Origin of the sequence: Streptomyces neyagawaensis (assembly GCF_023516595.1) — a bacterium.
GTDB lineage: Bacteria > Actinomycetota > Actinomycetes > Streptomycetales > Streptomycetaceae > Streptomyces > Streptomyces neyagawaensis.
The window spans coordinates 12,143-35,314 of sequence record NZ_JAMGBG010000067.1; the positions used below are offsets into that span (position 1 = coordinate 12,143).

Sequence of the window (23,172 nt, forward strand, 5' to 3'; positions counted from 1 at the left end):
ATTCGCCACACGTTCCACGGCGTGCCGCCGTGAACGGACGAAGTCTTGACCAACGCATTACTGTGAGTCCCGATCATTTCGGTGGATTCCGTATCGCCGTGGCCCGACCAGCCACACCCGCGATTCCGGCCACCGGCCCGGGCCGTACGGGAGGAACACGGGGGGACAGATGAACGATGCGGGCAGCATGGGGCTGTTGGGGCTCACCGCGATGGAGGAGCGCGTCTACCGGCACTTCCTGAGGAATCCGGGGACGACGGCGGAGGACATCCACCTCCTGCTCCACGCGTCGCAGGACGTCGTCGGTGCCGCGCTGCGGCGGCTGACGGAACTGGGCCTGCTCCGCCGCGCGGGGGCGACGGCAGAGGGCGGGGCGGAGGCTGCGGAGACGGCGGAGGATCCGGCCACCGCCGGGATCGAAGCCGGCGGCACCCTGACGGCGGCGGACCCCGAGGTGGCCGTCGGTCTGCTCACCGACCGGCGGCTGAGCGAGCTGCACCACGAGTTGCAGCAGGTGACCCGGCCCCGTCATCTCGTCGCGGAGCTCCGCGCCGAGCAGGGCGCCCACACCCAGGCCGGCGGCGGCGTGGAGCGGATGACGAACCTGGCGCAGATCCGCGACCGGATCGACGACCTGGCGTTCTTCGCCCGCGAGGAGATCCTCTCCGTCGAGCCCTACCGGGCCCTCACCCGGGAGAACATCGCGCACGCGCGGCCCCTGGACAGCCGCTGTCTGCGCCGGGGCGTCCACATCCGCAGTGTCGTCCTCAAGGACGCCCTGGACGATCCGGCGACCGCCGCCTACTTGCGCGAACTGAACGCGCAGGGCGCCCGGATCAGGGTCGCCGCCGACATCGCCGAGCGCGTCCTCGTCTACGACCGGCACACCGCTCTGGTCCCGGCGGACCCGTCGGACACCTCGCGCGGCGCGCTGGTCGCGCAGGAACCGGGCCTGGTGGCCAGCATCCTGGCCCTCTTCGAGAAGATCTGGGACCAGGCGACGGACCTCACCGATCTGCTGGGCGCCCCGGCACCCGAGCCGGAGACCCTGACGCCGATGGAGCTGGAGGTCCTGAAGTCCATGTGCCGGGTCACCAAGGACGAGATCGGCGCCCGTGAACTCGGCGTCTCCCTGCGCACCTACCGCCGGCACGTCGCCGATGTGCTGCGCACCCTCAACGCCAGCAACCGTCCGCACGCGGCCCTGCTGGCCCGGGAGCGGGGCTGGATCTGACCGCGGTGCACCAGCCGCCGGTCAGGGCGCCCCGGCGTCGCGCCAGCCGCCCAGCGCCGGGTCGGTGAGGACCTCCGCCAGCCAGTCCCGTACGGCATGGGCGGGCGAACCGGACGGGGGCCGGATCCGAAGGTGGATCCGGCCCCCGTCCTCGTCGAGTCGCCAGGCGTGTTCCCAGCCCCCGGGCAGTTTGCCGAGGACCCTGATCACGGCCGTCGCGGCGGGCGCGTCACCGGGAGCCCTGCGGACGAGGGCCAGTTCCCGAAACCCACCGTCCCGGAACTTCTCGTCCCGGCACCGCTCGTCCCGGTGCTCCCCGCGGTCCTCCCTGCCCCGGTTCTCCCCGTCCCGGTGCTCACCGTCCTGGAACTCCACGGTCGTCATTCGTCCGTTCGTCCCGCCGGCTCACTGCCAGCCGTTGACGGACAGTGCGACCGACGGACCGGACTTGACGGCCACCGTCGCTCCCAGCGGCAGGGCCATGATCAGCGCGAGCGCCGACAGTGTCCTGATGATGCGTGCGTTCCCCGTGTTCCCCGTGTTCTTCATGACCACGACTCTGCCAGCGGGAACACCCCGCCTGAAGGCTCCGCGATGTCAGGATGCTGCACCGGGCGGGACACTTGCTGCCAGGCACTTTGCTGCCAGGCGGCGGCTGACGGAGCGGCCTACGGGGGCGGTTTGCGGGGGCGGCCTACGGGGGCGGCGCTCAGTCCGAGGCCTGCTGCCGCTTCGGCCGCCACACCACCAACGCGCTCGTCTGCTGCACCTCCTGGTAGGGCACCAGGTCACGCCGGTACGACGCGTGCACCGCGGCCTCGCGCTGCTGCATCGCCGCGGCGGCGCCGTCGAGCGCGGTCTCCAGCTCGACCACCCTCGCCTGGAGGGCGGCGACCTGGTTCTCCAGCTCGATGATGCGCTTGATGCCGGCCAGGTTGATGCCCTCGTCCTGCGACAACTGCTGGACGGTGCGCAGCAGTTCGATGTCGCGGGCCGAGTAGCGCCGACCGCGCCCGGCGGTGCGGTCGGGCGAGACCAGGCCGAGGCGGTCGTACTGGCGCAGCGTCTGCGGGTGCAGACCGGACAGCTGAGCGGCCACCGAGATGACGTACACCGGTGTCTCTTCCGTCAGCTCATAGGGGTTACGACGGCGGCCGGGTGTGTCCATGGTGTGGTCATGCTCCCTTCGCGGCCTGGAACAGCTCCGCCCGCGGGTCCTCGCCCGCGGTCGCCTCGCGATACGCCTCCAGGGCGTCACGAGCCTTCCCCGACAGATCCTTCGGGACACTCACCTCGACGGTGATCAGCAGGTCCCCGCGGGTGCCGTCCTTACGGACCGCTCCCTTGCCGCGGGCCCGCATCGTACGCCCGTTGGGGGTGCCCGGGGGCAGTTTCAGGGTCACCGGGGGGCCGCCCAGGGTCGGGACCCTGACCTCCCCGCCGAGCGCCGCCTCCGGGTACGTGACGGGCACCGTCACCGTGAGGTTGTCGTCCTTGCGGCCGAACACCGGGTGCGTGTCGACGTGCACGACCACGTACAGGTCGCCCGCGGGGCCGCCCCGCTCGCCGGGCGCGCCCTTGCCGCGCAGCCGTATCCGCTGCCCGTCGGCGACACCGGCGGGGATGCGGACCTGCATGGTGCGGGACGACTTGGCCCGGCCGGAGCCCTTGCAGATCTCGCAGGGGTTCTCGGCGATCAGGCCCCGGCCCTTGCAGTCCGGGCAGGGGTCCGTCAGGGAGAAGCCGCCGCCGGAGCCCCGCGCGACCTGGCCGGTGCCGACGCACGTCGGGCACACCCGGGGGGTGCCGTTGGCGTCGCCGGTGCCCGAACAGCCCTTGCACGGGGACTGCGAGGACATCCGCAGCGGCACGGTGGCGCCCTCGATGGCCTCGGTGAAGCTCAGCGTGACCTCGGACTCGATGTCCTGGCCGCGCCGGGGCTGCACCCGCGTGGTGCCGGAGCTGCCCCGGTTGAACAGGCCCCCGAAGACGTCACCGAGCCCGCCGCCGAAGCCGCCCGCTCCCTGTCCGCCCTGGGCGCCGCCTCCGAAGAGGTCGCCCAGGTCGAAGTTGAACGAGCCGCCGCCCGCGCCGGGGCCCGGACGGAAGCCGCCGTTGCCGAACAGCGCGCGGGCCTCGTCGTACTCCTTGCGCTTCTTGGGGTCGCCGAGGATGTCGTTCGCCTCGGAGATCTCCTTGAACCGCTCCTCGGCCTTGGCGTTGCCCTTGTTGGCGTCCGGGTGGAACTCGCGGGCGAGCTTCCGGTACGCCTTCTTGATCTCGGCCTCGGTGGCGTCCTTGGGGACGCCGAGGACCTTGTAGTAGTCCTTCTCGATGAAGTCCTTGGTGCTCATCCCCGGCGCCCCTCCTTCCCGTTGTGTTCCGCGTCGTGGACGTCAGCCCTCGTCCGGGCCACCGTTCTCCTTGTCGTCGGCCGTCTCCGCGGACTCGGCGTCCGCCTTGACTGTCTGCGCCCCCGGCTGGGGTTCGGCCACGGCCACCCGCGCGGGGCGGATGGTCCGTTCGCCGATGCGATACCCCGGCTGCAGAATCGCCACGCACGTCGTCTCGGTGACGTCCGGCGCGTAGCTGTGCATGAGGGCCTCGTGGATCGTCGGGTCGAAGGGCTCGCCCTCCTTGCCGAACTGCTGCAGACCCATCTTCGCCGCGACGGTCTCCAGCGACTCGGCGACGGACTTGAACCCGCCGACCAGTTCGCCGTGCTCCCGTGCGCGGCCGATGTCGTCGAGCACGGGCAGGAGCTCGGTCAGGAGGTTCGCGACGGCGATCTCCTTGACCGTGATCCGGTCGCGCTCGACCCGCCGACGGTAGTTCTGGTACTCGGCCTGGAGCCGCTGGAGGTCCGCCGTGCGCTCACCGAGCGCCGTGCGCACCTGGTCCAGCTGGGCCGTCAGGCCGGCCACCTGGGCCGCTGCTGCCGCGTCCCCGGCCGGGGCCGCCCCCTCCTGGGGGGCGGCCTTCGGCTCGGCGTCCTCGGAGCCGGAGGAGGGGACGTCGGGCTGCTGCGGCTGACCTTGCGGCTGCTGCTCGTCGAAGCCCGGGGTCTCCTCCGTCACGCGGCACCGTCCTTCCGGTCCTCGTCGACGATCTCGGCGTCGACGACGTCGTCGTCGGCCTTGGCGCCGGCGGCGGCACCCTCGGGGCCACCCGCGGCCTGCGCGGCCTGGGCGTCGGCGTACAGGGCCTGGCCGAGCTTCTGCGACACGGCGGCGACCTTCTCGGTGGCCGTGCGGATCTCGGCGGTGTCCTCACCCTTGAGGACGTCCTTCAGCTCGGCGACGGCGGCCTCGACCTCGGTCTTGATCTCGCCGGGGACCTTGTCCTCGTTGTCCTTGAGGAACTTCTCCGTCTGGTAGACGAGCTGCTCGCCCTGGTTGCGGGTCTCGGCGGCCTCGCGGCGCTTCTGGTCCTCCTCCGCGTACTGCTCGGCCTCCTGGCGCATCCGGTCGACCTCGTCCTTCGGCAGCGAGGAGCCGCCGGTGACGGTCATCTTCTGCTCCTTGCCCGTGCCCAGGTCCTTGGCGGTCACGTGCATGATGCCGTTGGCGTCGATGTCGAAGGACACCTCGATCTGCGGGACGCCGCGGGGCGCCGGGGGCAGACCGGTCAGCTCGAACATCCCGAGCTTCTTGTTGTACGCCGCGATCTCGCGCTCGCCCTGGTAGACCTGGATCTGCACGGACGGCTGGTTGTCCTCGGCCGTGGTGAAGATCTCGGACCGCTTGGTCGGGATCGTGGTGTTGCGCTCGATGAGCTTGGTCATGATGCCGCCCTTGGTCTCGATGCCGAGGGACAGCGGGGTCACGTCGAGGAGCAGGACGTCCTTGACCTCACCCTTGAGGACACCGGCCTGGAGCGAGGCGCCGATGGCGACGACCTCGTCCGGGTTCACACCCTTGTTGGCCTCCTTGCCGCCGGTCAGCTCCTTGACGAGCTCGGCGACGGCGGGCATACGGGTGGAGCCACCGACGAGAACGACGTGGTCGATCTCGGACAGGGCGATCCCGGCGTCCTTGATGACGTTGTGGAACGGCGTCTTGCAGCGCTCCAGCAGGTCCGCGGTCAGCTGCTGGAACTGGGCGCGGGTGAGCTTCTCGTCGAGGTGCAGGGGGCCCTCGGCGGAGGCGGTGATGTAGGGCAGGTTGATCGAGGTCTCCGTGGAGGAGGACAGCTCGATCTTCGCCTTCTCGGCGGCCTCGCGCAGACGCTGCAGCGCCATCTTGTCCTTGGCGAGGTCCACGCCGTGGCCGGCCTTGAACTGCTGCACCAGGTAGTCGACGACACGCTGGTCCCAGTCGTCACCACCGAGGTGGTTGTCACCGTTGGTGGCCTTCACCTCGACGACGCCGTCACCGATCTCCAGCAGCGACACGTCGAAGGTGCCGCCACCGAGGTCGAAGACCAGGATGGTCTGGTCGTCCTTGTCGAGGCCGTAGGCGAGGGCGGCGGCGGTCGGCTCGTTGACGATGCGCAGCACGTTGAGACCGGCGATCTCGCCGGCTTCCTTCGTGGCCTGCCGCTCGGAGTCGTTGAAGTACGCCGGGACGGTGATGACCGCGTCCGTGACCTTCTCGCCCAGGTACGCCTCGGCGTCCCGCTTCAGCTTCTGCAGGATGAAGGCGGACATCTGCTGCGGGTTGAACGGCTTGCCGTCCAACTCGACCTTCCAGTCCGTACCCATGTGCCGCTTCACGGACCGGATCGTCCGGTCCACGTTCGTGACCGCCTGGCGCTTGGCGACCTCGCCGACCAGCACCTCACCGTTCTTCGCGAAGGCGACGACGGACGGCGTGGTCCTGGCACCCTCGGCGTTGGTGATGACGGTGGGCTCGCCGCCCTCCAGAACGCTGACGACGGAGTTAGTCGTGCCCAGGTCGATGCCGACCGCACGTGCCATTTCAATTCCTCCAGCTGACTTGAGTGGAACGGACTCAAGTGTGCACGACCCTCCCCGCCGGGTCAACAGACCTGAGTCGAGCCGACTCAACTTTTATCTCCCGCTTACATGCAGGAGGCCGCTGAGCAGGGGTTTAGCGCGGCTACGACGCCGAGAACCGCACCTCGAAACGGTGAACGGAGGGACGGCCGAGGAGCATGGGGACGGTTCCGCGGCTGCCGGTCCAGGAGCGCGGCGCCGTGGCGCGGGTGATGTCCACCCCGCGCGCCCCCGAGAGCCCGGATCCCCCGACCGGCCCGTCCGCCGCCCTCTCCGCCGTCCCGCCCGCCGTCCCCTCGGCCGTGCGCCCACCCTCGCGACACACCGCCCGACGCGTCCCGCGACGGATGCACGGCCCGCACCACGGCGAACGGACGGGTGAGACGCGGCAGTTCGAGGCCGGGGCCGACGCCCCAGAGGTCGGAGGTCGGCCCGGGACGCGTCTCGCGACAGCAGCACGATTCGCCCCACGGCGAACAGACCGGTGGGGCCCGGCAGTTCGAGGACGGGGCCGACGCCGACGCCCGGGGCCGAAGGCACGGCGGAAGGGCGGCCGAGGCGGCGGAGCCGGTCACCGCGAGGCTGGTACCGGCCGCGGCCATAGCCCTGGCGAGCGACAACCCGGGCGAAGACCCTGGCCCTGGCCCTGACCATGGGCTGGACCATGGGCCTGGCCGTCGCGGAGCGGCATGGCGCAGATCACGATGGAGGCTCGTACGTTCGCTCGCCCCGCCCCGTAAGACGTATCCGAACGGTTCCTGCCTCCAGGTCCACGCGAAAAGGCGGATCCTCCGCCGGCCGCACGTTCTTGCGGACGCGCTCCTGCTCCATCGCCTGCCTGGCGGCCCCGGCGGCGGGGTCGACCTCCTGCACGAGCCCGGCGCCGATGGAGGACAGCTTCTTCGTCCTCCGCCAGTAGACCCAGCCCCTGCCCTCCATCCACAGCAGAAGTCGGTCCCCCACGAACCCGGCTGCTCCCACTCCGACGACCACCCCGGCGATCAGTAAGACGATGTCCACGGTGTCACCCGCCCGCGGGCAGGGTCAGGCTTTGACATGCTCCTCGCCCTGAAGGGCGAGGATTCTGGCCTTCGCCACCGGAGACTGTGCCGCTACGCGGCACGTCTCCGGTCGGGAATCCGTGGCTTCCTGTTTCTTCGCGCTGTGCCGGGATCGCTCCCGGTCTTATCGGCGCTCCGCAGGCTGTTACCGCCAGTCCGGCGGCCGTTTTGATGTTGATCGCGGCGTTGGTGTCGCGGTCGTGGACCGTACCGCAGGAGGTGCAGGTCCATTCCCGTACGTGCAGGGGTTTGGGTCCGTCCACGACGCCGCAGGTGGAGCAGGTCTGGGAGGTTGGTTCGAACCGGCCGATGGTGACCATCGTGCGCCCGTACCGCTGTGCTTTGTACGTGAGCATGCTGATGAACTGGGTCCATCCGGCGTCGTGCACGGACTTGGCCAGCCTGGTGCGCGCCAGTCCCGCCACCGCCAGGTCCTCCACGGCGATCCCTTGGTTCTCGCAGATCAGCTTCGTGGAGAGCTGGTGGTGGAACTCACGGCGCGCGTCAGTGACCTTGGCGTGGGCGCGGGCGACCTTCAGGCGGGCCTTCGCCCGATTCTTGGACCCTTTCTGCTTGCGGGACAGCTCCCGCTGCGCCTTCTTCAGCTTCTTCTCCGCGCGCCGCAAAAACCGCGGGGAGTCGATCTTCGTACCGTCGGACAGGACCGCGAAGTGCGTCAGGCCGAGATCGATGCCGACAGTGTGGTCGGTGTCGGGCATCCGCGCCTGGTCGGCGGCCGTGTCCCTGTCGATGACGAAGGAGGCGAAGAATCTGCCTGCCGCGTCCTTGACGACGGTGACAGAAGTGGGGGTGGCGGGCAGGGTGCGGGACCACTTGACCTTCACCGCGCCGATCTTCGGCAGGTTCAACCGGCCGCTGCCGGTGATGCTCCAGCGGGCGTTGGCGGTGAACCGGATCGACTGCCGGGCGTCCTTGCGGGACTTGAACCGGGGCGCGCCCAGTTTCGGCCCCTTCCGGGTGCCCTTGAGGGAGGCGAAGAAGTTCTTGTAGGCGACCTCCGCATCCCGCAGGGACTGCTGAAGGACGACTGCCGAGACCTCGCCCAGCCAGGCGCGCTCCGGCGTCCGTTTCGCCTCCGTGATCAGGCGTGTGGACAGCTGACCGGCCGTCGGGAACAGCTGCCCGGCCTCACGGGCGTCCTCGCGGGCACGCACGGCGTCGTTGAACACGACGCGAGCGCACCCGAACGCCCTGGCCAGCGCGGTCTGCTGAGCGGCGTTCGGGTACAACCTGAAGGCGTACCGGAGCTGCATGACGATCACACTAGGCACGTCGAACCCACGTCGTCACCGGGAACGGGTGAACGACCCGTCACCGTCACGAAGCAGGGTCCGGCTCCGCCGGAACGCCACCGCGACACTCCGCGTCGCGGCCACACGATTCGCTTCACCCCCGGCCTGAAGGCCGGAGCACTGCGAATGATCTCCGGTAGCGGAGCTTCTCCTTCGGGTGGGCGCCGAGGCGGTCGTAGAAGCGGGCGGCGCCCTCGTTCCAGGCGGGGGTCTGCCACTGGATCTCGTCGAGGCCGAGGGCACGGGCCTCGGCCGCCACCGCCTCCATGAGGAGGGCGCCGAGGCCGGAGCCCCGACTGTCGGAGCGCAGGAACAGGCAGTCCATGTGGAGGTACTCGCGGGCCTGCCAGGTGGAGATCTCGGGCGAGCAGGTGGCGTAGCCGACGACCTCGCCGCCGGGGAGTTCGGCCACCAGGCAGCGCAGCCGGGGGTTCGGGGCGTCGAAGAGGAGCGCGGTCAGGCGGGGCGCGAGGTCGGGCGGGGGCGGGGCGGCGTGCTCGTACGCGGCGTGCTCGGCGGCCAGTTCGACGACGCGCGGGATGTCCTCGGGGCGGGCGCGGCGGACGACCGGGTCGGCGTCGGTCACCGGAGGTCGCCCTCCACCGTGTCGGACCGCCAGGCCGCCAGCCGTTCGGCGATCGGGGCGGCGGAGGCCAGGACGTGGCGGGAGTAGGCGTCGCGCTCATGGGTGAGGACGGCCGCCTCCCAGACGCAGGGGGCGAGACCGGTGCGGCCGGGCCGCAGTTCCTCCGGGCGGCCGGCCGGGCCGGTGAAGATCGCCAGGTCCGACATGAACCCCTCGATCCAGGTGTGCACCAGGACGTAGTCGCCGTCGCCGCCCGCGTGCAGGATCAGCACGGCGAGCCCCAGGGACCCGCGCGCCCGGCCGAGCGCGAGGTGCGCCTCGGCGACGCGGAGCGCGGCGGCTGTGTCCGCTTCGGTGAGGATGCGGCCCGGCGCGGTGAGGCCGTAGACCTTGACGAGGTGTCCGGAGAGTTCGCGGGTGCCCAACGGGCGTACGGGGCGCGGGTGGTGCTCCTTCGCGAGGGCGAGCAGCGCGTCCGTGTCGACCGCCGCCGGCTGGTCGTGATCGTGTCCAGTCATGCACCCATCATGTGCGGCCCGGCACCGCCGAACCACGGGTTTCTCTCACCACTTTCTCTCCCCGCCGTCTCTCATTTCTCTCCCCGCCGTCTCTCACCACCCGGCCTGCGAACGGCGTTTGAGGGCCGCGACCCCGTCCGGCCGACGCGGCGCTCCGGCCGCCGGCCCCGCACCGGAGGCGGCCCCGGACCGGCCGTCGGCCGCGGAGAACCGGCCGGTCGCCGGTGCCGGATGAGGCCGTCTGGGACGGGACATCGCCCGCGCGCCCTGGGCGCCCGCGGCGCCGAGCCCGTACACCCGCACCCGTGACATCCCCGCCACGACGACGACCGCCGTGCCCGCCACCCACCACACCCCGCCCGCCCTCATCCACAGCATGTGGACGGCGACGCCGACGACGACCGACGCGACCGCGCAGGCCCCCACCACGACGGCGACGCCCACCGGGGTGAGCCCCAGTCGGCGCAGCCGGTGGGGGAGGTGGTCGGGGCCGCTCCGCCAGGGCTCGCGGCCGGCGAGCCGCCGGGAGAGCAGGACCAGTACCGCGTCGGCGGTGGCCAGCACGGTGAGCGCGAAGGGCCCGCCGATCCCCACGCCGTGCCCGGCGGCGTACGCGTACACCTGCACGACGCCGCCCGCGAGCAGGAACCCGACGAACAGCGCCCCGCACTCCCCGAGCGCCACCCGCGCGGGCGGCCAGTTCTGCATCAGGAACCCGGTGAGCCCGGCGGCGAGCACGCTGCACAGCGCGGCCAGCCCGTCGAGCACCTCGGCGGCGGCGCACACGCTCACCCCGAACGCGGTGACCACCCCGACGACCCCGAGCACCCCGTCGGGACGGCCGAGCCCCTTGAACCCGTGCACGACGAACACCATCCACGCGACGGCGCCCGCGCCGCCGAGGACACCGACCTCCTCGTACGGCACCACGAACGCGGCGGCGCAGGCGACACCCACGACGCGCGGCACCCACGGCAGCCCCCACAGATCACCGATGAGCCCGAGCCCGCCCACGGCCGCGCCCGCCAGGAGGAGCCGCCCGGCCTCCTCGCCCAGCGGCGCGACCCCGCTCCGCTCCCCCAGCCAGGCGACACCGCCCACCCCGCAGACGAGCGCGACACCCCCCAGCAACGGCACCGGCCGCATCCGCCGCCGCTCCACGATCCCGAGCCGCTGCGCGGGCACGCGTACGGCCGCCGTCAGCACGGCGGTGACCAGGAGGGCGGACGCGGCGGCAAGGATTCCGTACAGCACGGAACCAAGTTAGGGGTGTATGTGACGATTTCATGCGAATAACACGATCGTTTTGAAACTGCACGATCGTTCCGCCCGCCGATCGGAGGTACGCAAAGCACCCCACGGGGCACACAGCCCGTGGGAGCCTGATGCGCTCGGAACAGGTCAGGGGCTCAGGGGGAGGGCTTCGATGGGGGGCACCCTTCAGAACGTGCTGTTCGCGGTCGGCGGATCCGTCCTCACCGCGATCGCATTCGCCGCGCGGCACCGGCTCACCGCCCTCGCCAGGCTCGTCCTGGACTTCGCGTACACCCGGTTGGCCGGCAGCGCCCTGCTCCGCCGGGCCGCCCTCGCCAAGTACACCCGCGCCTTGTACGCCCGCCACCGCCGCTTCGCCGTCTCCTTCCAGGTCGAGGAGGACCTGAAGAAGCTGCCGATGGAGTCCGTGTACGTGCCGCTGCGAGGCGCCCGGGCCGACGGGGCGCCCGGCGAGTTGGCCGCGGACCTGCGGGCGGAGCGGCACAGCGTGGTGCTGGGCGTGCCGGGCGCGGGCAAGACGATGCTGCTGCGGCACCAGGTGCTGATGTGGGCGAGGGAGCGGGTGCGTGGCGTGCACGCCGACGGGACGGACGGTCCGGGCGGCGAGGACGGCGCCGCCGGCACGGACGGCGCGGGTGGTCGCGGCAGGAACAGGGCGGCCCTGCGCGCGCGGAGGCCGGGACGGCGGAGGCTCGTCGCCCCCGGCGAGTCCGAGGGCATCCCGGTCCTGCTGGAGCTGCATCGCCTCAACAAAGCCCCCGAGCTCACCCTGGAACAGCACATCGTGCAGCACTTCGCGCGGCACGACTTCCCCGGGGCCGACAAGTGGGTGGCGCGCGCCCTGGAACGCGGTGACCTCGCTCTCTACTTCGACGGCCTCGACGAGGTCTCGACGGAGCTGCGGCCGCAGGTGGCGGACCGGATCGAGGAGTTCGCGTCGCGGTACGCGGCCTGCCGGATCGTCGTGACGTGCCGGATCGCGGTGTACGAGGGCTGGTTCGCCGAGTCCTTCGGCCAGACCCTGCGCGTGCGCGACTTCGACGAGCACCTCATCCGCCGTTTCCTCAACGGCTGGCCCTGGCGCACGGGCACCGCCGTGCAGACGTCGAGCACCGTCGACCAGGTCCTCGGCGCCCTCCGGGACACCCCGCAGATCATGGCCCTGGCCCGCAACCCCCTGCTCCTGACGATGATCGCGTACCTGTACGACTTCGTGTACGCGGGCACCGACCAGGTCCTGCCGCACACCCGTGCCGAGTTCTACAAGCAGGTCATCGACAGCCTGCTGATCGACCGCCGACGCCAGTCGGTGTACCCGTTCCCACTGAAGAAGGCGGTGCTCCAGGAGATCGCGCTGGTCGCCCAGGACATCCCCTCGGGCGTCCACGACCGGTTGGCGCTGCCGCACGAAAAGGTGCTGGAGACCGTACGGGCCGTCCTCGAACGGCAGGCGCGGGACCCGGGGGCCGCCGAGAAGGTCCTGAACGAGATCGTCCACCGCAGCGGTCTGCTCCTGGCCGTGGACAACGGCGAGCGGTACCAGTTCGCCCACCTCACCCTTCAGGAGTACCTGGCGGCGGTGAAGCTGGCGGCGGACCCCACGGGTCTCCTCCGGCGATACCGCGACGACCCCGCGGCCTGGCGCGAGACGGTCCGCCTGTGGTGCGGGGTGGAACCACGCGACTGTACGGAGGTCGTCCGCACGGTCTTCACCAGGGACGCCGTCCTGGCCTTCCAATGCCTGGCAGACGCCCACACGATCGAGGACGGTCTGGCGGAGGAGACCCTGGAGCATTTCCGGAGGGTGCTGGAAGGCGAGTACGAGATCGTCGACGACGAGGTCGTCGACGCGTTCGGGCTGGTCGCGAGCGACGGGAGGAGGAGGGGACGGTCGGTCTTCGACTACCTCGTCGGGGCTGTGCGCGATGACGCGCATCAGGACCGTTTCTGCCAGGCCCGCGCCCTTGCCGCCACCAACCTCCCGAAAGCCGCCGACGCCCTCGCGGTCACGGCGGAACCGGGCAACGCGGCCTGGGCCGGTCTCCGGACCATGGGGGATCTCGCGGTGCCCGCCTTGCAGCGCATGGCGACCGACCACCCTGAAGCGGTGCGCGCCCTGTGGAGCATCCGGACCCCCAAAGCAGCGCTCGCCCTGAACCATCTGCTCTGGCGCCTGCCCCGGTCGACGGCCCTGATCTCCTGCGCCTTCCACCTGAGTGAACTGCTGAGCGTGCCGGAGATCGCCGAAGAACTGAGCAATGCGCCGGTCGGGCCGCTCGGCCAGGAAGAGCGCCTGGACTGGGTCTGGCGACCATTCGCTCGGGGTGCCGACGACTCACTGGTCATGATCGCCGGGCGGGCGGCGGCGATCATCGACGCGGCGGTCCGCAACGCGCCCGCGCCATCGGGACTGCCGACCCCCGATCCGAGGATCACGGCTCCCCTTGTCGTCATCAACGACCGTCCATCGAACCTCGCCCTCGCTCGCACAGTGGAGGCCGGGAGTGAACTGACGGAGTGTCTGCGTCGGCGGTCCACCGACCCCCGCAGCCTGATCCAGCACCCTGTCTCCCACGACGGACGCGTGGAGACCAGCACCCTGGCCCGGTATCTGGAGGACGAGCTCACCTCGATCAGCTCGTCGGCAATGCACCAGGTCATCACGGCTCTGGCCAGCGCAAGCCTCGCCGAGCACCGGCTGGCCCTGCTGCGCCAGCTGCCCGACCGGCTCCAGACGCGAGTCGCCCTGGCCTTGCTCAAGCAGCAGGTTTTCGCGAAACCTCAGAGCTGGGACACGCCCTCCTCCACGTCGCAAGGCCGACCCTACGACTATCGAAGAAGTGTTCACTACCGGATCATCGTGCTGTTCTGTCTCGCGCTGTCGGGCGTGGCCGCCTGGCGGGCGTGGACAGCCGTCACGGGTGAACAGCCGTGGGGCCCCGCGTGGCTGCCCGTGGCGGTCCTCGTGCAGATAGCCGTGGGATGGCTCTGCCTCATAGCGCTGGATGTCTTCACCGACCCAGAGACCTTGTTGTTCGTCGGTCTGGCAGGCCTTCTTACGGCGACTGTCGTGATCTACGAAGATGTCCGCGGCCGTGGCTGGGAGGCGCTCCGCGATTCAGACACCTTGTACATACTCGGCGCCATGCTTGTCTCACCCACCGTGTGCGTCTCCTTCTTCGTCGCCGTAGTGCAGCCTTGGGGCGTCGTCACCGCCGTCACCCTGTCCGGCGGACTCATCGCCGCCATCACCCTGTTGGCCATACGGGGCCTCAGCCTCCAGGCCCTCTCGGACGCCCGCACCCACCCCATCTGCGACCTCGTCCTCAAGCCCCTCCTCTAGGGCGCGTCCCCCCACTCAGGCAAGCCTCAGCGACGCAGATCACCGCGTCGCTGGCTACAGTGCGGCAGGAGAAGTGGGTAGTCTCAGACGGACTGCATAAGTTACCGCTTAGTAATGACCCTCGCAGGCCCGAGGAGCCCCCAAATGCAACTCGCCGCGATCATCGTGTCGCTGGTACTGACCGTGGTCGGCGTCGCGCTGCTCGCACGCGCCATCGGTCAGTTCATCCGGTACTTCAAGCTGGGCCAGCCGGTCCCGGCCGGTACCCGTACGGACAATCCCTACCAGCGCAGTGTGACGCTGGTGCGGGAGTTCCTCGGGCACACCAGGATGAACCGGTGGGGCATCGTGGGCTTCGCCCACTGGTTCGTGGCCGTCGGCTTCCTCACCCTCCCGCCGACCCTCGCCCAGGCCTTCGGGCAGCTCTTCGAGGCCGACTGGGTGCTGCCGGTCATCGGCGGTTTCCTGCCGTTCGAGCTGTACATCGAGTTCATCGGCGTGATGACGATCCTCGGTATCGCCACGCTGATCGTGATCCGGCTGCTGAGCCTGCCCTCGCGCGCCGGCCGCAAGTCCCGCTTCGCGGGTTCGAAGGCCGGTCAGGCGTACTTCGTCGAGTACGTCATCCTCACCATCGGTCTCGCCATCTACGTGCTGCGCGGCCTCGAGGGCGCCCTCCACGACGTCGACCACTACGAGGCCGCCTACTTCGCCTCGTACCCGCTGGTCCTGGCCTTCAAGGGGCTCAGCCTCCCGGTCCTGCAGAACCTGGTCTACTTCACCGCGATGGTGAAGATCAGCACCTCGTTCATCTGGATGATCGTCGTCTCGCTGAACACCAACATGGGTGTCGCCTGGCACCGCTTCCTCGGCTTCCCGAACATCTGGTTCAAGCGGAACGCCACCGGTGAGACCGCCCTCGGCGCGCTCCAGCCGATGACGAGTGGCGGCAAGCCGATCGACTTCACCGACCCCGGTGACGACGACGTCTTCGGTGTCTCCCAGGTCGAGCAGTTCTCCTGGAAGGGCCTGCTGGACTTCTCCACCTGCACCGAGTGCGGCCGCTGCCAGTCGCAGTGCCCCGCCTGGAACACCGGCAAGCCGCTCTCCCCCAAGCTGCTGATCATGTCGCTGCGCGACCACGCGCACGCCAAGGCCCCCTACCTCCTCGCCGGTGGCGGCAAGACCATGGAGGGCGAGGAGAAGGCGTCCGAGGAGCAGCTGAAGGACGTCCCGGCCGCCGCGCTCGCGGAGGCCGAGCGGCCGCTGATCGGCACCGTCGAGGAGAACGGCGTCATCGACCCCGATGTGCTGTGGTCCTGCACCACCTGCGGTGCCTGCGTCGAGCAGTGCCCCGTCGACATCGAGCACATCGACCACATCGTCGACATGCGCCGCTACCAGGTGATGATCGAGAGCGCGTTCCCGTCCGAGGCCGGGACGATGCTCAAGAACCTGGAGAAGAAGGGCAACCCCTGGGGCCTGGCCAAGAAGCAGCGGCTGGAGTGGCTCAAGGAGGTCGAGTTCGAGGTCCCGGTCGTCGGCAAGGACATCGAGGACCTCAGCGAGGTCGAGTACCTGTACTGGGTCGGCTGCGCCGGCGCCCTGGAGGACCGCGCCAAGAAGACCACCAAGGCCTTCGCCGAGCTGCTGCACATCGCGGGCGTCAAGTTCGCGATCATGGGCGGCGACGAGAAGTGCACCGGTGACTCCGCCCGCCGTCTCGGCAACGAGCCCCTCTTCCAGGAGCTCGGCATGGAGAACGTCGCCGCGCTGAACATGGCGTTCGGCGAGGAGATGGACGAGGACGGCAAGGTCACGCCGGAGTCGGCGAAGCCGAAGTCCGCCAAGAAGATCGTCGCCACCTGCCCGCACTGCCTCAACACCCTCGGCAACGAGTACCCGCAGCTCGGCGGCGACTACGAGGTCATCCACCACACCCAGCTGCTCCAGCACCTGGTGGACGAGGGCAAGCTGATCCCGGTCACGCCGGTCGAGGGCATCATCACGTACCACGACCCGTGCTACCTGGGCCGCCACAACAAGATCTACACGCCCCCGCGCGAGATCATCGCCAACGTCCCGGGCCTGCGGAACGAGGAGATGCACCGCCACAAGGAGCGCGGCTTCTGCTGTGGCGCCGGTGGCGCGCGGATGTGGATGGAGGAGCGGATCGGCAAGCGCATCAACAACGAGCGCGTCGACGAGGCCCTCTCCCTCAACCCGGACATCGTCTCCACCGCCTGCCCGTTCTGCCTCGTCATGCTGACCGACTCGGTCAACGGCAAGAAGAACGAGGGCAAGGCCAAGGAGTCCATCCAGGTCGTCGACGTGGCCCAGCTGCTGCTGGAGTCCGTCAAGACCCCGGTCACCGACGAGGACGAGCCCCCCGCGGGCGCGGCCGAGACGGAGAACGAGCCGGAGCCCCAGCCGGTCAAGTGACCGACCGGCCCTCCGGCCCCGCGACACCCCCGATGCCCCCGTGCTCCCCCCGAGCACGGGGGCATCGCCCGTCAGCGCGTGACGCGCGGTACCGCTGGAACGCCTCGCGGGCGTCCGGCACGAACGCCGGATCCCGTACCAGCCCGGCCAGCTCCGCCTCACCCACCCAGCGGTACGACGCGATCTCGGCGGGGTCCGGCCGCAGCGGGCCCGTGACGACCAGCTCGTGCAGGCCCAGCCAGTACGGGCCGATCGCCCCCGCGCACCGGAACTTCAGCAGGAACCGTGGACGCCCTCGAACCCCGAGCTCCTCCCACAGCTCCCGCGCGGCGGCCTCCTCGTACGACTCGCCGACCTCGGTGGCGCCGCCGAGCAGCCAGTTGAGGTGGCCGGGGAAACGGGACATGTCGTCGGGGCGGCGGTGGACCAGGTACCGGCCGGCGGGGTCACGGCACACGACCGTCGCCACCCGGTGCGGCCAGCCCCGGCGGATCGCCTCCTCCCGGTCGACGACACCGATCACCTCGTCCTCGTCCCCGACCCGCTCCACCAGCTCGCCCATGCGCCCACCCTCGCAGAGGGCATCGACAACCGGCCCGCGGCCGCCGGGGATCACGCCCCTGTACCGGCCGGCTCGGGAAGCGGCGCTCACCGCTCCTTCAGGCGGTCCAGGACCTCCTGCGGCAGGTCGTCGCCCAGGCTCGTCATGAACATCGGCTCCTCGTCCGCCGAGAGGCGGACCGCGATGGCGTCGGCCGGGTCCAGCCCCTTGACCGCGTACGCCTCGTAGACCTCGGGCTCGGGGGTCGGGTCGACATCACCGGGGGTGTCGTCGCAGTACGTGGTACGGGCCGTGCCCAGCCTCTCCCCCAGCTCGAAGTCCGCCTCGCCGCGATTGAGGTAGCCCTCCCCGGCGTACTTCACGACGAACACGCACTTCGCCGCACTCGGCCCGTCCGTGCCGCCGTTCCCGCCCTCGCCGTCCCCCTCCTCTCCACCGTCCCCGTCACCCGCCGCGTCGTCCCGGCCGAAGATCCGGTCCTGCGCGTCGCGGAGGGACTCGTCCTCGCTCGGGTCCACCATGACGGACAGCTCGCCGTCGGGTGACTCCCGGACGGCGATCGCGTCGGCGGGGTCGACTCCCTTGATGGCGTACGCCGTGTAGACGGTCCGGTCCTCCGCGGCCACGGCGTCGGCGGCGTCCTCCCCGCCACCGCCCTCGTCGTCACAGATCGCCTGCCGGGCGGTGCCCACCTTCGACCCGAGTTCGTACTCGACGCGGCCCACGTCGATGTACCGGCTGTCTCGGTAGTCCACCACGAACGCACAGGACGCCGAGGACTCCCCGCCACCGCCCAACGCGGCGCAGCCCACGGCGAGGGGGGTCAGTACGACGGCGGCCAGGGCGGTCCGCGCACGGGCGACGAGCATGGTCACGTCTCCTTCGTCAGGGGTCGCTTCGCTCCCTGGACGCACGGCCCGCGTCGAACGTTCGGTTCACTTTCCGGCCACCCGCACACAACCGTTCGTACGCCCCACGCGTCACACCGACGAGTCACACCCACGAACCGCCCTACGTCGTCCTCCTGGAGGTCACCCGTGGTTGCAAGGAAGCTCGTCGTGACCGCCTGCGTGGGAGCGCTCGCGGTGGCGGGGCTCGCCCTGCCGATGGCCGGGAGCGCGGTCGCCGCACCGGGGGCGAAGGACGACTTCAACGGCGACGGGTACCGGGACCTCGTCACCGGCACCCCCAAGGCCAACGCCGTGACCGTCACGTTCGGGTCCTCCTCCGGTGTCGGCACCGGCTCCGCGCGGTCGGTGACCCTCACGCAGGACTCCCCCGGCGTGCCCGGCGCCCTGGAGCCCGAGGACGAGTTCGGCGAGAACGTGACCGGCGGGGACGTCAACAACGACGGTTACGCGGACCTGATCGTCGGCGCGCCCGGCGAGAAGGTCGACGGCAAGCCGGACGGCTCCCTCACCATCCTCTGGGGCGGCGCCCGGGGCTTCCGCACCGGCGGCATGGTCCTGGGCGCCCCCACCGCCGACGACGTCCGCTTCGGCGAGGGCGCCTCCTTCGTCGACCTCGACGGCGACGACTCCGGGAACCTGGTGGTGGTCTCGGAGAACCGCTTCTGGTGGTACGCCGACGGCGTGCCGGACAAGCCCGCGATCGCCCCGGAGGTCGACTTCCTGCCCGTCGGCGTCCGCCTCGACGGCGTCCTCGGCGCGCACTTCTCGGGTGGCTCCGGCAGCGACTACGTCCTGCACGGCACCGACGCCGCCGGCCACGGCTTCGCGGGCTACCTGCGGGGCGGCGCCGGCGACATCGGCTCCTCCTACCGGCCCCTCCACCAGGGCGCCGTGTCCGACGTGATCACCGAGCCGCGGGTCGCCGCCGGTGACGTCGACGGGAACGGCTACAGCGACCTCGTCCTCGGCGAGCCGGGGGCCGGTAGCGGCGGACGGATCACCGTGTGGCCCGGCAACGACCGCGGGCTCGGCGTCGACGGGTGGCCCTCGCGGTCGTACAGCCAGGCGAGCACGGGCGTCCCGGGCGCCGACGAGCCGGGCGACGGCTTCGGCGGCTCGGTCGCCGCGGGCGACGTCACCGGCGACGGCTACGCGGACGTGGCGGTCGGCGCGCCCGGCGAGACCGTCGACGGGGTGAAGGGGGTGGGCGACGTGGTCCTGCTGAAGGGGTCCGCGAGCGGGCTGGGCCGGGGCACGTCCTGGCACCAGGCCGGCCCCGGCGTGCCCGGCGCGGCAGAGACCGACGACGCGTTCGGCGCCGCCGTCCGGCTCAAGGACGTCAACGGCAACGGCCGCGCCGACCTGGCGATCGGCGCGACCGGCGAGGACATCGGCACGGCACGGGACACGGGCGCGGTCTGGGTCCTGCGCGGGACGACCTCCGGCCTCACCACGTCCTACGCCGCGTCCTTCAACGCCCTCGACTTCGGCCTGGGCGGCACGACGTACCCCGCCTTCGGCACCCTCCTGCGTTAGGGGGGTGTTGTGACGCTGTGACGCCGCGAGGATGCCTCAAGTAGGCCCCCGGGGCCTGTCGTTCGGCTCGCGCCGGTTGCAGGATCGGGGCCGTCGGGTCGGCGGGTCCCGCCGCCCGGGTGCGACCCTGATGACGAGGCTTGGCCCTCCCTCCGACCCGACGCCGCTACTCCCGCCGCCCCCCGACCAGTTGGAGCCCTCGTGTCCACCACCCCCCAGCGCCGCGGCCCCCGGCCGCTCGGCGGACGAAGAGCCCTCACCGTCGCGCTCACCGCCGCCCTTCCCTCCGCCCTCCCCACCGCCGTCCTCGTCACCGTCGCCGGCCTCGGCCTCGGGTTGCTCGTCGCACCCCCGGCGACCGCCGCGAAATCCGTACGCAGCGACTTCGACGGCGACGGCTACGCCGACCTCGCGGTGGGCGTTCCCGCGGGCACCGCGGGCGGGCACGCCAAGGCCGGCTTCGTCCACATCCTGTGGGGCTCCGCCGACGGCCTCGGCGGCCGGAGCACCCGGATCGACCAGGCGAGCGGCGGCATCCCGGGCACGGCGGAGGCCGGTGACCAGTTCGGGTACGCCGTGCGGGCCGCGGACTTCGACGCGGACGGCTACACCGACCTCATGGTGACCGCGCCCGGCGAGCAGGTCGGTGCCTCCGGGCACGAGGGCGCCGCGTATGTGCTGTGGGGCTCGACGAGAGGGCTCAGGTCGGGGCTGACGGTGGCCAAGGGAGGCCCCGGGCAGCGGCTCGGCCGGCTGGTCACCGCCGGGGACTACGACGGGGACGGCGACCGGGACCTCGTTCTCGCCGTGAGCGGCGAGGAGGGCGGCGCCACGGTCCTGCGGCCGGGGCCACTCACCACTGCCGCGCCCACGACACTCGTCGAGGGCTACGACTTCGGTGACGCCCGCGCCCTGACCACCGCGGACTTCGACGGCGACGGCAGGGACGACCTGGCCGTCACCTACAAGGGCCTGGAGATCTCGGGCACCCGTGTCCGTTCCCTGACGCCCGGCGGCTGGACGACGCGGTGGCAGGCCGCCGACTTCGGCTCCGCGCTCGCCGCCGGCGACTTCGACGGCGACGGCCGGACGGACCTGGCGATCGGCGAGGTGCAGCCCGACCCCGAGGCAGGGGGCGCGTACTGCGCGGATCGGCTCGGCGGCGCCCTCGCCACGGTGTACGGGGCGCCGGGCACCACGCTCGGCGGCCAGGTCACCTGCACCACCCAGTCCTCCCCCGGTGTGGGCGGCACGGCGGAGGCCGAGGACAACTTCGGTGCCGCGCTGGCGGTCGTCGACCTCGACGGGAGCGGGCCCGACTCCCTGCTGGTGGGCGCGAGCCACGAGGCGGTGGGGTCGGCGGCCCGCGCGGGCGCGTACTGGGAGCTGGAGGCGGGCGGCGACCGGGTCTTCACCGGTCCGGCCTTCACGCAGAGCTCCGCCGGGGTGCCGGGGACGGCCGAGGAGGGCGACCTGTTCGGGGCGGCGGTGGCGGCGGCCGACTTCGACACGGCGAAGTACGACGACCATGTGATCGGCGCGCCCGGCGAGAACGCCCCCACGGGCGCCCTCTGGTACCGCCCGTCGGCGGGCGACGCCTCCCGTCTCCCCGCGGTGTCCCTGACCCCGGCGAAGCTCGGACTGACGGGAGCGGCCGGATACGGGGCGGTGCTCAGCAGATGAGCCGTGCGGGGCGCGGACAAGTAAGAGGTCCCCGGCGCCCCACCGGTTCCACCCTCCACAAAAGTTTCTCGAACTCCCGTACAACCCTCCCGCACCTTGGGCGGTCTCCTGTTCGCCGACTTCCCCGTGAACCCCGGACGAACTACGGGCGAACACGGACAGGAAGGGCACCCCATTGACTGCGGACGTCTGCCAGGCGTCTCGCATGCAGCAGGAGATTCCCGCATGCACAAGCATCTGCGACTCGCTCTCGCGACGGCCTCCGCGGCCGCGCTGACGGGCGGTCTGCTCACGTTCTCGGCCGCGACGGCGACGGCGGCCGACTCGGTCCACCACCCGATGGCGGACTTCAACAACGACGGATACGGCGATGTGGCGTACTCGGCCGGCGGCGCCACGGTCGGCGGCAAGGCTGAGGCGGGGCAGGTCGTCGCCCTGTACGGCTCGGCGAGCGGTATCAGCTCGACGAAGCGCACGACGATCAGCCAGAACACCTCGGGTGTACCCGGCCAGGCGGAGACCGGCGACTGGTTCAGCTGGTCCAGCGCGTACGGCGACTACAACGGCGACGGCTACGACGACCTCGCCGTGTCCGCGCCCATGGAGGACGTCGACGGCGACACCGACGGCGGCACCGTCCTCATCGTGTGGGGCTCCGCCTCGGGTCTGTCCGGAGCCACCACCATCAAGGACCTCGCCCCCTCGTCGCACGACCAGTGGGGCCGGTCGCTCGCCTCGGGTGACTTCGACGGCGACGGCACCGAGGACCTGGCGATCGGCAGCACCTCCAACGAGGTGTTCGTCATCGGTGACGGAATCACCAAGTCCGGTTCGTTCGGCGACCAGTACGCCATCAAGCTGGACATCGTCTCCGGCAAGGGCGCGGGCGCCATCATGCTCACCGCCGGCGACGCCAACGGCGACAAGCGCACGGACCTCGTGGTCGACGGCTTCGAGACCGACAGCTCCTGGCAGTACAACACCAACTGGTACGTGCCCGGTTCCTCCCAGGGCCTGGGCGCGGAGGGCGGTGTGCGTGAGCTGAAGCGCGGCATCATCACCGGCATCGGCGACATCAACGGTGACGGCTACGGCGACATCGTCACCGGCCAGGACTGGGACCCGTCGAAGGACGGCAGCGAGCCCAGCGTGCCCGGTTCGTCCACCGGCGGCAAGATCCACATCCTGTTCGGCTCCGCGGACGGCCCGGCCACCACGGTCGCGGTGACGCAGGACAGCGGCAACGTCCCCGGTTCCTCCGAGCGCGGCGACTACTTCGGCAGCGAGCTCTCCCTCGGCGACATCAACGGCGACGGCAAGACCGACCTGGTCGTCAGCTCGCCCGGCGAGAACCTCGGCGGTGTCGTCAACGCCGGCGCGGTGACCGTGCTGTACGGGTCGCCCTCCGGTGTGAACACCAGCTCCGGCTACCAGTACTTCGCTCAGTCCACGGCCGGTGTCCCCGGCACGGACGAGACGGACGACCTGCTCGGCGGCGAGGTCAAGCTCACCGATGTCACCGGTGACGGCAAGGCGGACCTCACTGTCGGCTCGTACGGCGAGAACGACTACAACGGCTCGCTGCTCTACCTGCCGTCCAACGGCAGCAAGATCACCACGTCCGGTGCCCGTTCCTTCGCCCCGTCCGCGGTCGGAGTCTCCACCGCCGGGCAGCCGGTGTTCGGCGCCAACGCGGCCAACTGACGTACCTTATTCAGGAGTTGGGCCCGCATCCGGCAAGGGTGCGGGCC

The 23,172-nt window shown here is 71.1% G+C and carries 19 protein-coding genes; 6 read left to right on the top strand and 13 right to left on the bottom strand.

Translation table 11 applies throughout. The annotated features are described in order from the left end of the window. Window positions 1-169 precede the first annotated feature (169 nt). A complete protein-coding gene (locus tag M8J73_RS26330; RefSeq protein ID WP_055542409.1) occupies window positions 170-1,234 on the top strand; it encodes a LuxR family transcriptional regulator in 1,065 nt (354 codons plus the stop codon). Between the two features lie 21 nt (window positions 1,235-1,255). Here the strand turns inward: M8J73_RS26330 and M8J73_RS26335 are convergent, their stop codons facing one another. The 11 genes from M8J73_RS26335 to M8J73_RS26385 all read right to left on the bottom strand — a co-directional run bounded on the left by M8J73_RS26335 (window position 1,256) and on the right by M8J73_RS26385 (window position 10,923). Then, a complete protein-coding gene (locus M8J73_RS26335; protein ID WP_055542410.1) occupies window positions 1,256-1,618 on the bottom strand; it encodes a hypothetical protein in 363 nt (120 codons plus the stop codon). Window positions 1,619-1,639: 21 nt separating this feature from the next. After that, window positions 1,640-1,783 carry a hypothetical protein gene (locus tag M8J73_RS26340; RefSeq protein WP_157870181.1) on the bottom strand — a complete coding sequence of 48 codons (144 nt, stop codon included), beginning with the start codon at window positions 1,781-1,783 and terminating at the stop codon, window positions 1,640-1,642. A gap of 160 nt (window positions 1,784-1,943) precedes the next feature. Then, window positions 1,944-2,402 (bottom strand): heat shock protein transcriptional repressor HspR, encoded by a 459-nt coding sequence (locus M8J73_RS26345; RefSeq protein WP_055542957.1) that lies wholly within the window; start codon window positions 2,400-2,402, stop codon window positions 1,944-1,946. Window positions 2,403-2,409: 7 nt separating this feature from the next. Next, window positions 2,410-3,588, bottom strand: a complete 1,179-nt coding sequence (gene dnaJ / locus M8J73_RS26350) for a molecular chaperone DnaJ (RefSeq protein WP_055542958.1) — start codon at window positions 3,586-3,588, stop codon at window positions 2,410-2,412. 42 nt (window positions 3,589-3,630) lie between these two features. Further along, the gene (gene grpE, locus M8J73_RS26355; RefSeq protein ID WP_055542959.1) at window positions 3,631-4,311 is read right to left on the bottom strand and encodes a nucleotide exchange factor GrpE; all 681 of its coding nucleotides are present in this window, start codon (window positions 4,309-4,311) and stop codon (window positions 3,631-3,633) included. Then, window positions 4,308-6,152 (bottom strand): molecular chaperone DnaK, encoded by a 1,845-nt coding sequence (gene dnaK / locus M8J73_RS26360; RefSeq protein WP_055715941.1) that lies wholly within the window; start codon window positions 6,150-6,152, stop codon window positions 4,308-4,310. Before dnaK ends, grpE begins: the two co-directional genes overlap by 4 nt. Before the next feature lie 738 nt (window positions 6,153-6,890). Continuing rightward, window positions 6,891-7,211, bottom strand: coding sequence for a hypothetical protein (locus M8J73_RS26365; protein WP_249829136.1), 321 nt, complete (start codon window positions 7,209-7,211; stop codon window positions 6,891-6,893). A gap of 4 nt (window positions 7,212-7,215) precedes the next feature. Next, a complete protein-coding gene (locus M8J73_RS26370) occupies window positions 7,216-8,526 on the bottom strand; it encodes an RNA-guided endonuclease InsQ/TnpB family protein (RefSeq protein WP_249829137.1) in 1,311 nt (436 codons plus the stop codon). Window positions 8,527-8,659: 133 nt separating this feature from the next. Continuing rightward, window positions 8,660-9,151: a GNAT family N-acetyltransferase gene (locus M8J73_RS26375; RefSeq protein ID WP_249829138.1), complete on the bottom strand. Its 492-nt coding sequence runs from the start codon at window positions 9,149-9,151 to the stop codon at window positions 8,660-8,662. Next, window positions 9,148-9,669, bottom strand: coding sequence for a hypothetical protein (locus M8J73_RS26380; protein WP_249829139.1), 522 nt, complete (start codon window positions 9,667-9,669; stop codon window positions 9,148-9,150). Before M8J73_RS26380 ends, M8J73_RS26375 begins: the two co-directional genes overlap by 4 nt. Window positions 9,670-9,762: 93 nt before the next feature. Further along, window positions 9,763-10,923 (bottom strand): MraY family glycosyltransferase, encoded by a 1,161-nt coding sequence (locus M8J73_RS26385; RefSeq protein WP_249829140.1) that lies wholly within the window; start codon window positions 10,921-10,923, stop codon window positions 9,763-9,765. A 172-nt stretch (window positions 10,924-11,095) separates the two neighbouring features. Between M8J73_RS26385 and M8J73_RS26390 the strand changes: the two genes are divergently transcribed. Further along, complete coding sequence (locus M8J73_RS26390; protein ID WP_055541130.1) at window positions 11,096-14,287, top strand: NACHT domain-containing protein; 3,192 nt, start codon at window positions 11,096-11,098, stop codon at window positions 14,285-14,287. A 144-nt stretch (window positions 14,288-14,431) separates the two neighbouring features. Continuing rightward, window positions 14,432-16,729: a (Fe-S)-binding protein gene (locus M8J73_RS26395; RefSeq protein WP_055541131.1), complete on the top strand. Its 2,298-nt coding sequence runs from the start codon at window positions 14,432-14,434 to the stop codon at window positions 16,727-16,729. On the opposite strand, the gene M8J73_RS26400 is transcribed toward M8J73_RS26395, so the two are convergent. Next, window positions 16,722-17,291, bottom strand: a complete 570-nt coding sequence (locus M8J73_RS26400) for an NUDIX hydrolase (RefSeq protein WP_249829141.1) — start codon at window positions 17,289-17,291, stop codon at window positions 16,722-16,724. The two genes, M8J73_RS26395 and M8J73_RS26400, sit on opposite strands and share 8 nt — an antisense overlap. Before the next feature lie 86 nt (window positions 17,292-17,377). After that, window positions 17,378-18,160, bottom strand: a complete 783-nt coding sequence (locus tag M8J73_RS26405; RefSeq protein ID WP_249829142.1) for a DUF6281 family protein — start codon at window positions 18,158-18,160, stop codon at window positions 17,378-17,380. 189 nt (window positions 18,161-18,349) lie between these two features. On the opposite strand from M8J73_RS26405, the gene M8J73_RS26410 reads away from it, so the two are divergent. From M8J73_RS26410 to M8J73_RS26420, 3 genes are all read left to right on the top strand, one after another. Continuing rightward, window positions 18,350-19,738, top strand: coding sequence for an FG-GAP-like repeat-containing protein (locus M8J73_RS26410; RefSeq protein ID WP_240501763.1), 1,389 nt, complete (start codon window positions 18,350-18,352; stop codon window positions 19,736-19,738). A 201-nt stretch (window positions 19,739-19,939) separates the two neighbouring features. Next, a complete protein-coding gene (locus M8J73_RS26415; RefSeq protein WP_249829143.1) occupies window positions 19,940-21,421 on the top strand; it encodes an FG-GAP-like repeat-containing protein in 1,482 nt (493 codons plus the stop codon). 225 nt (window positions 21,422-21,646) lie between these two features. Beyond that, complete coding sequence (locus M8J73_RS26420) at window positions 21,647-23,125, top strand: FG-GAP and VCBS repeat-containing protein (RefSeq protein ID WP_249829144.1); 1,479 nt, start codon at window positions 21,647-21,649, stop codon at window positions 23,123-23,125. The last annotated feature ends 47 nt before the right edge of the window (window positions 23,126-23,172 follow it).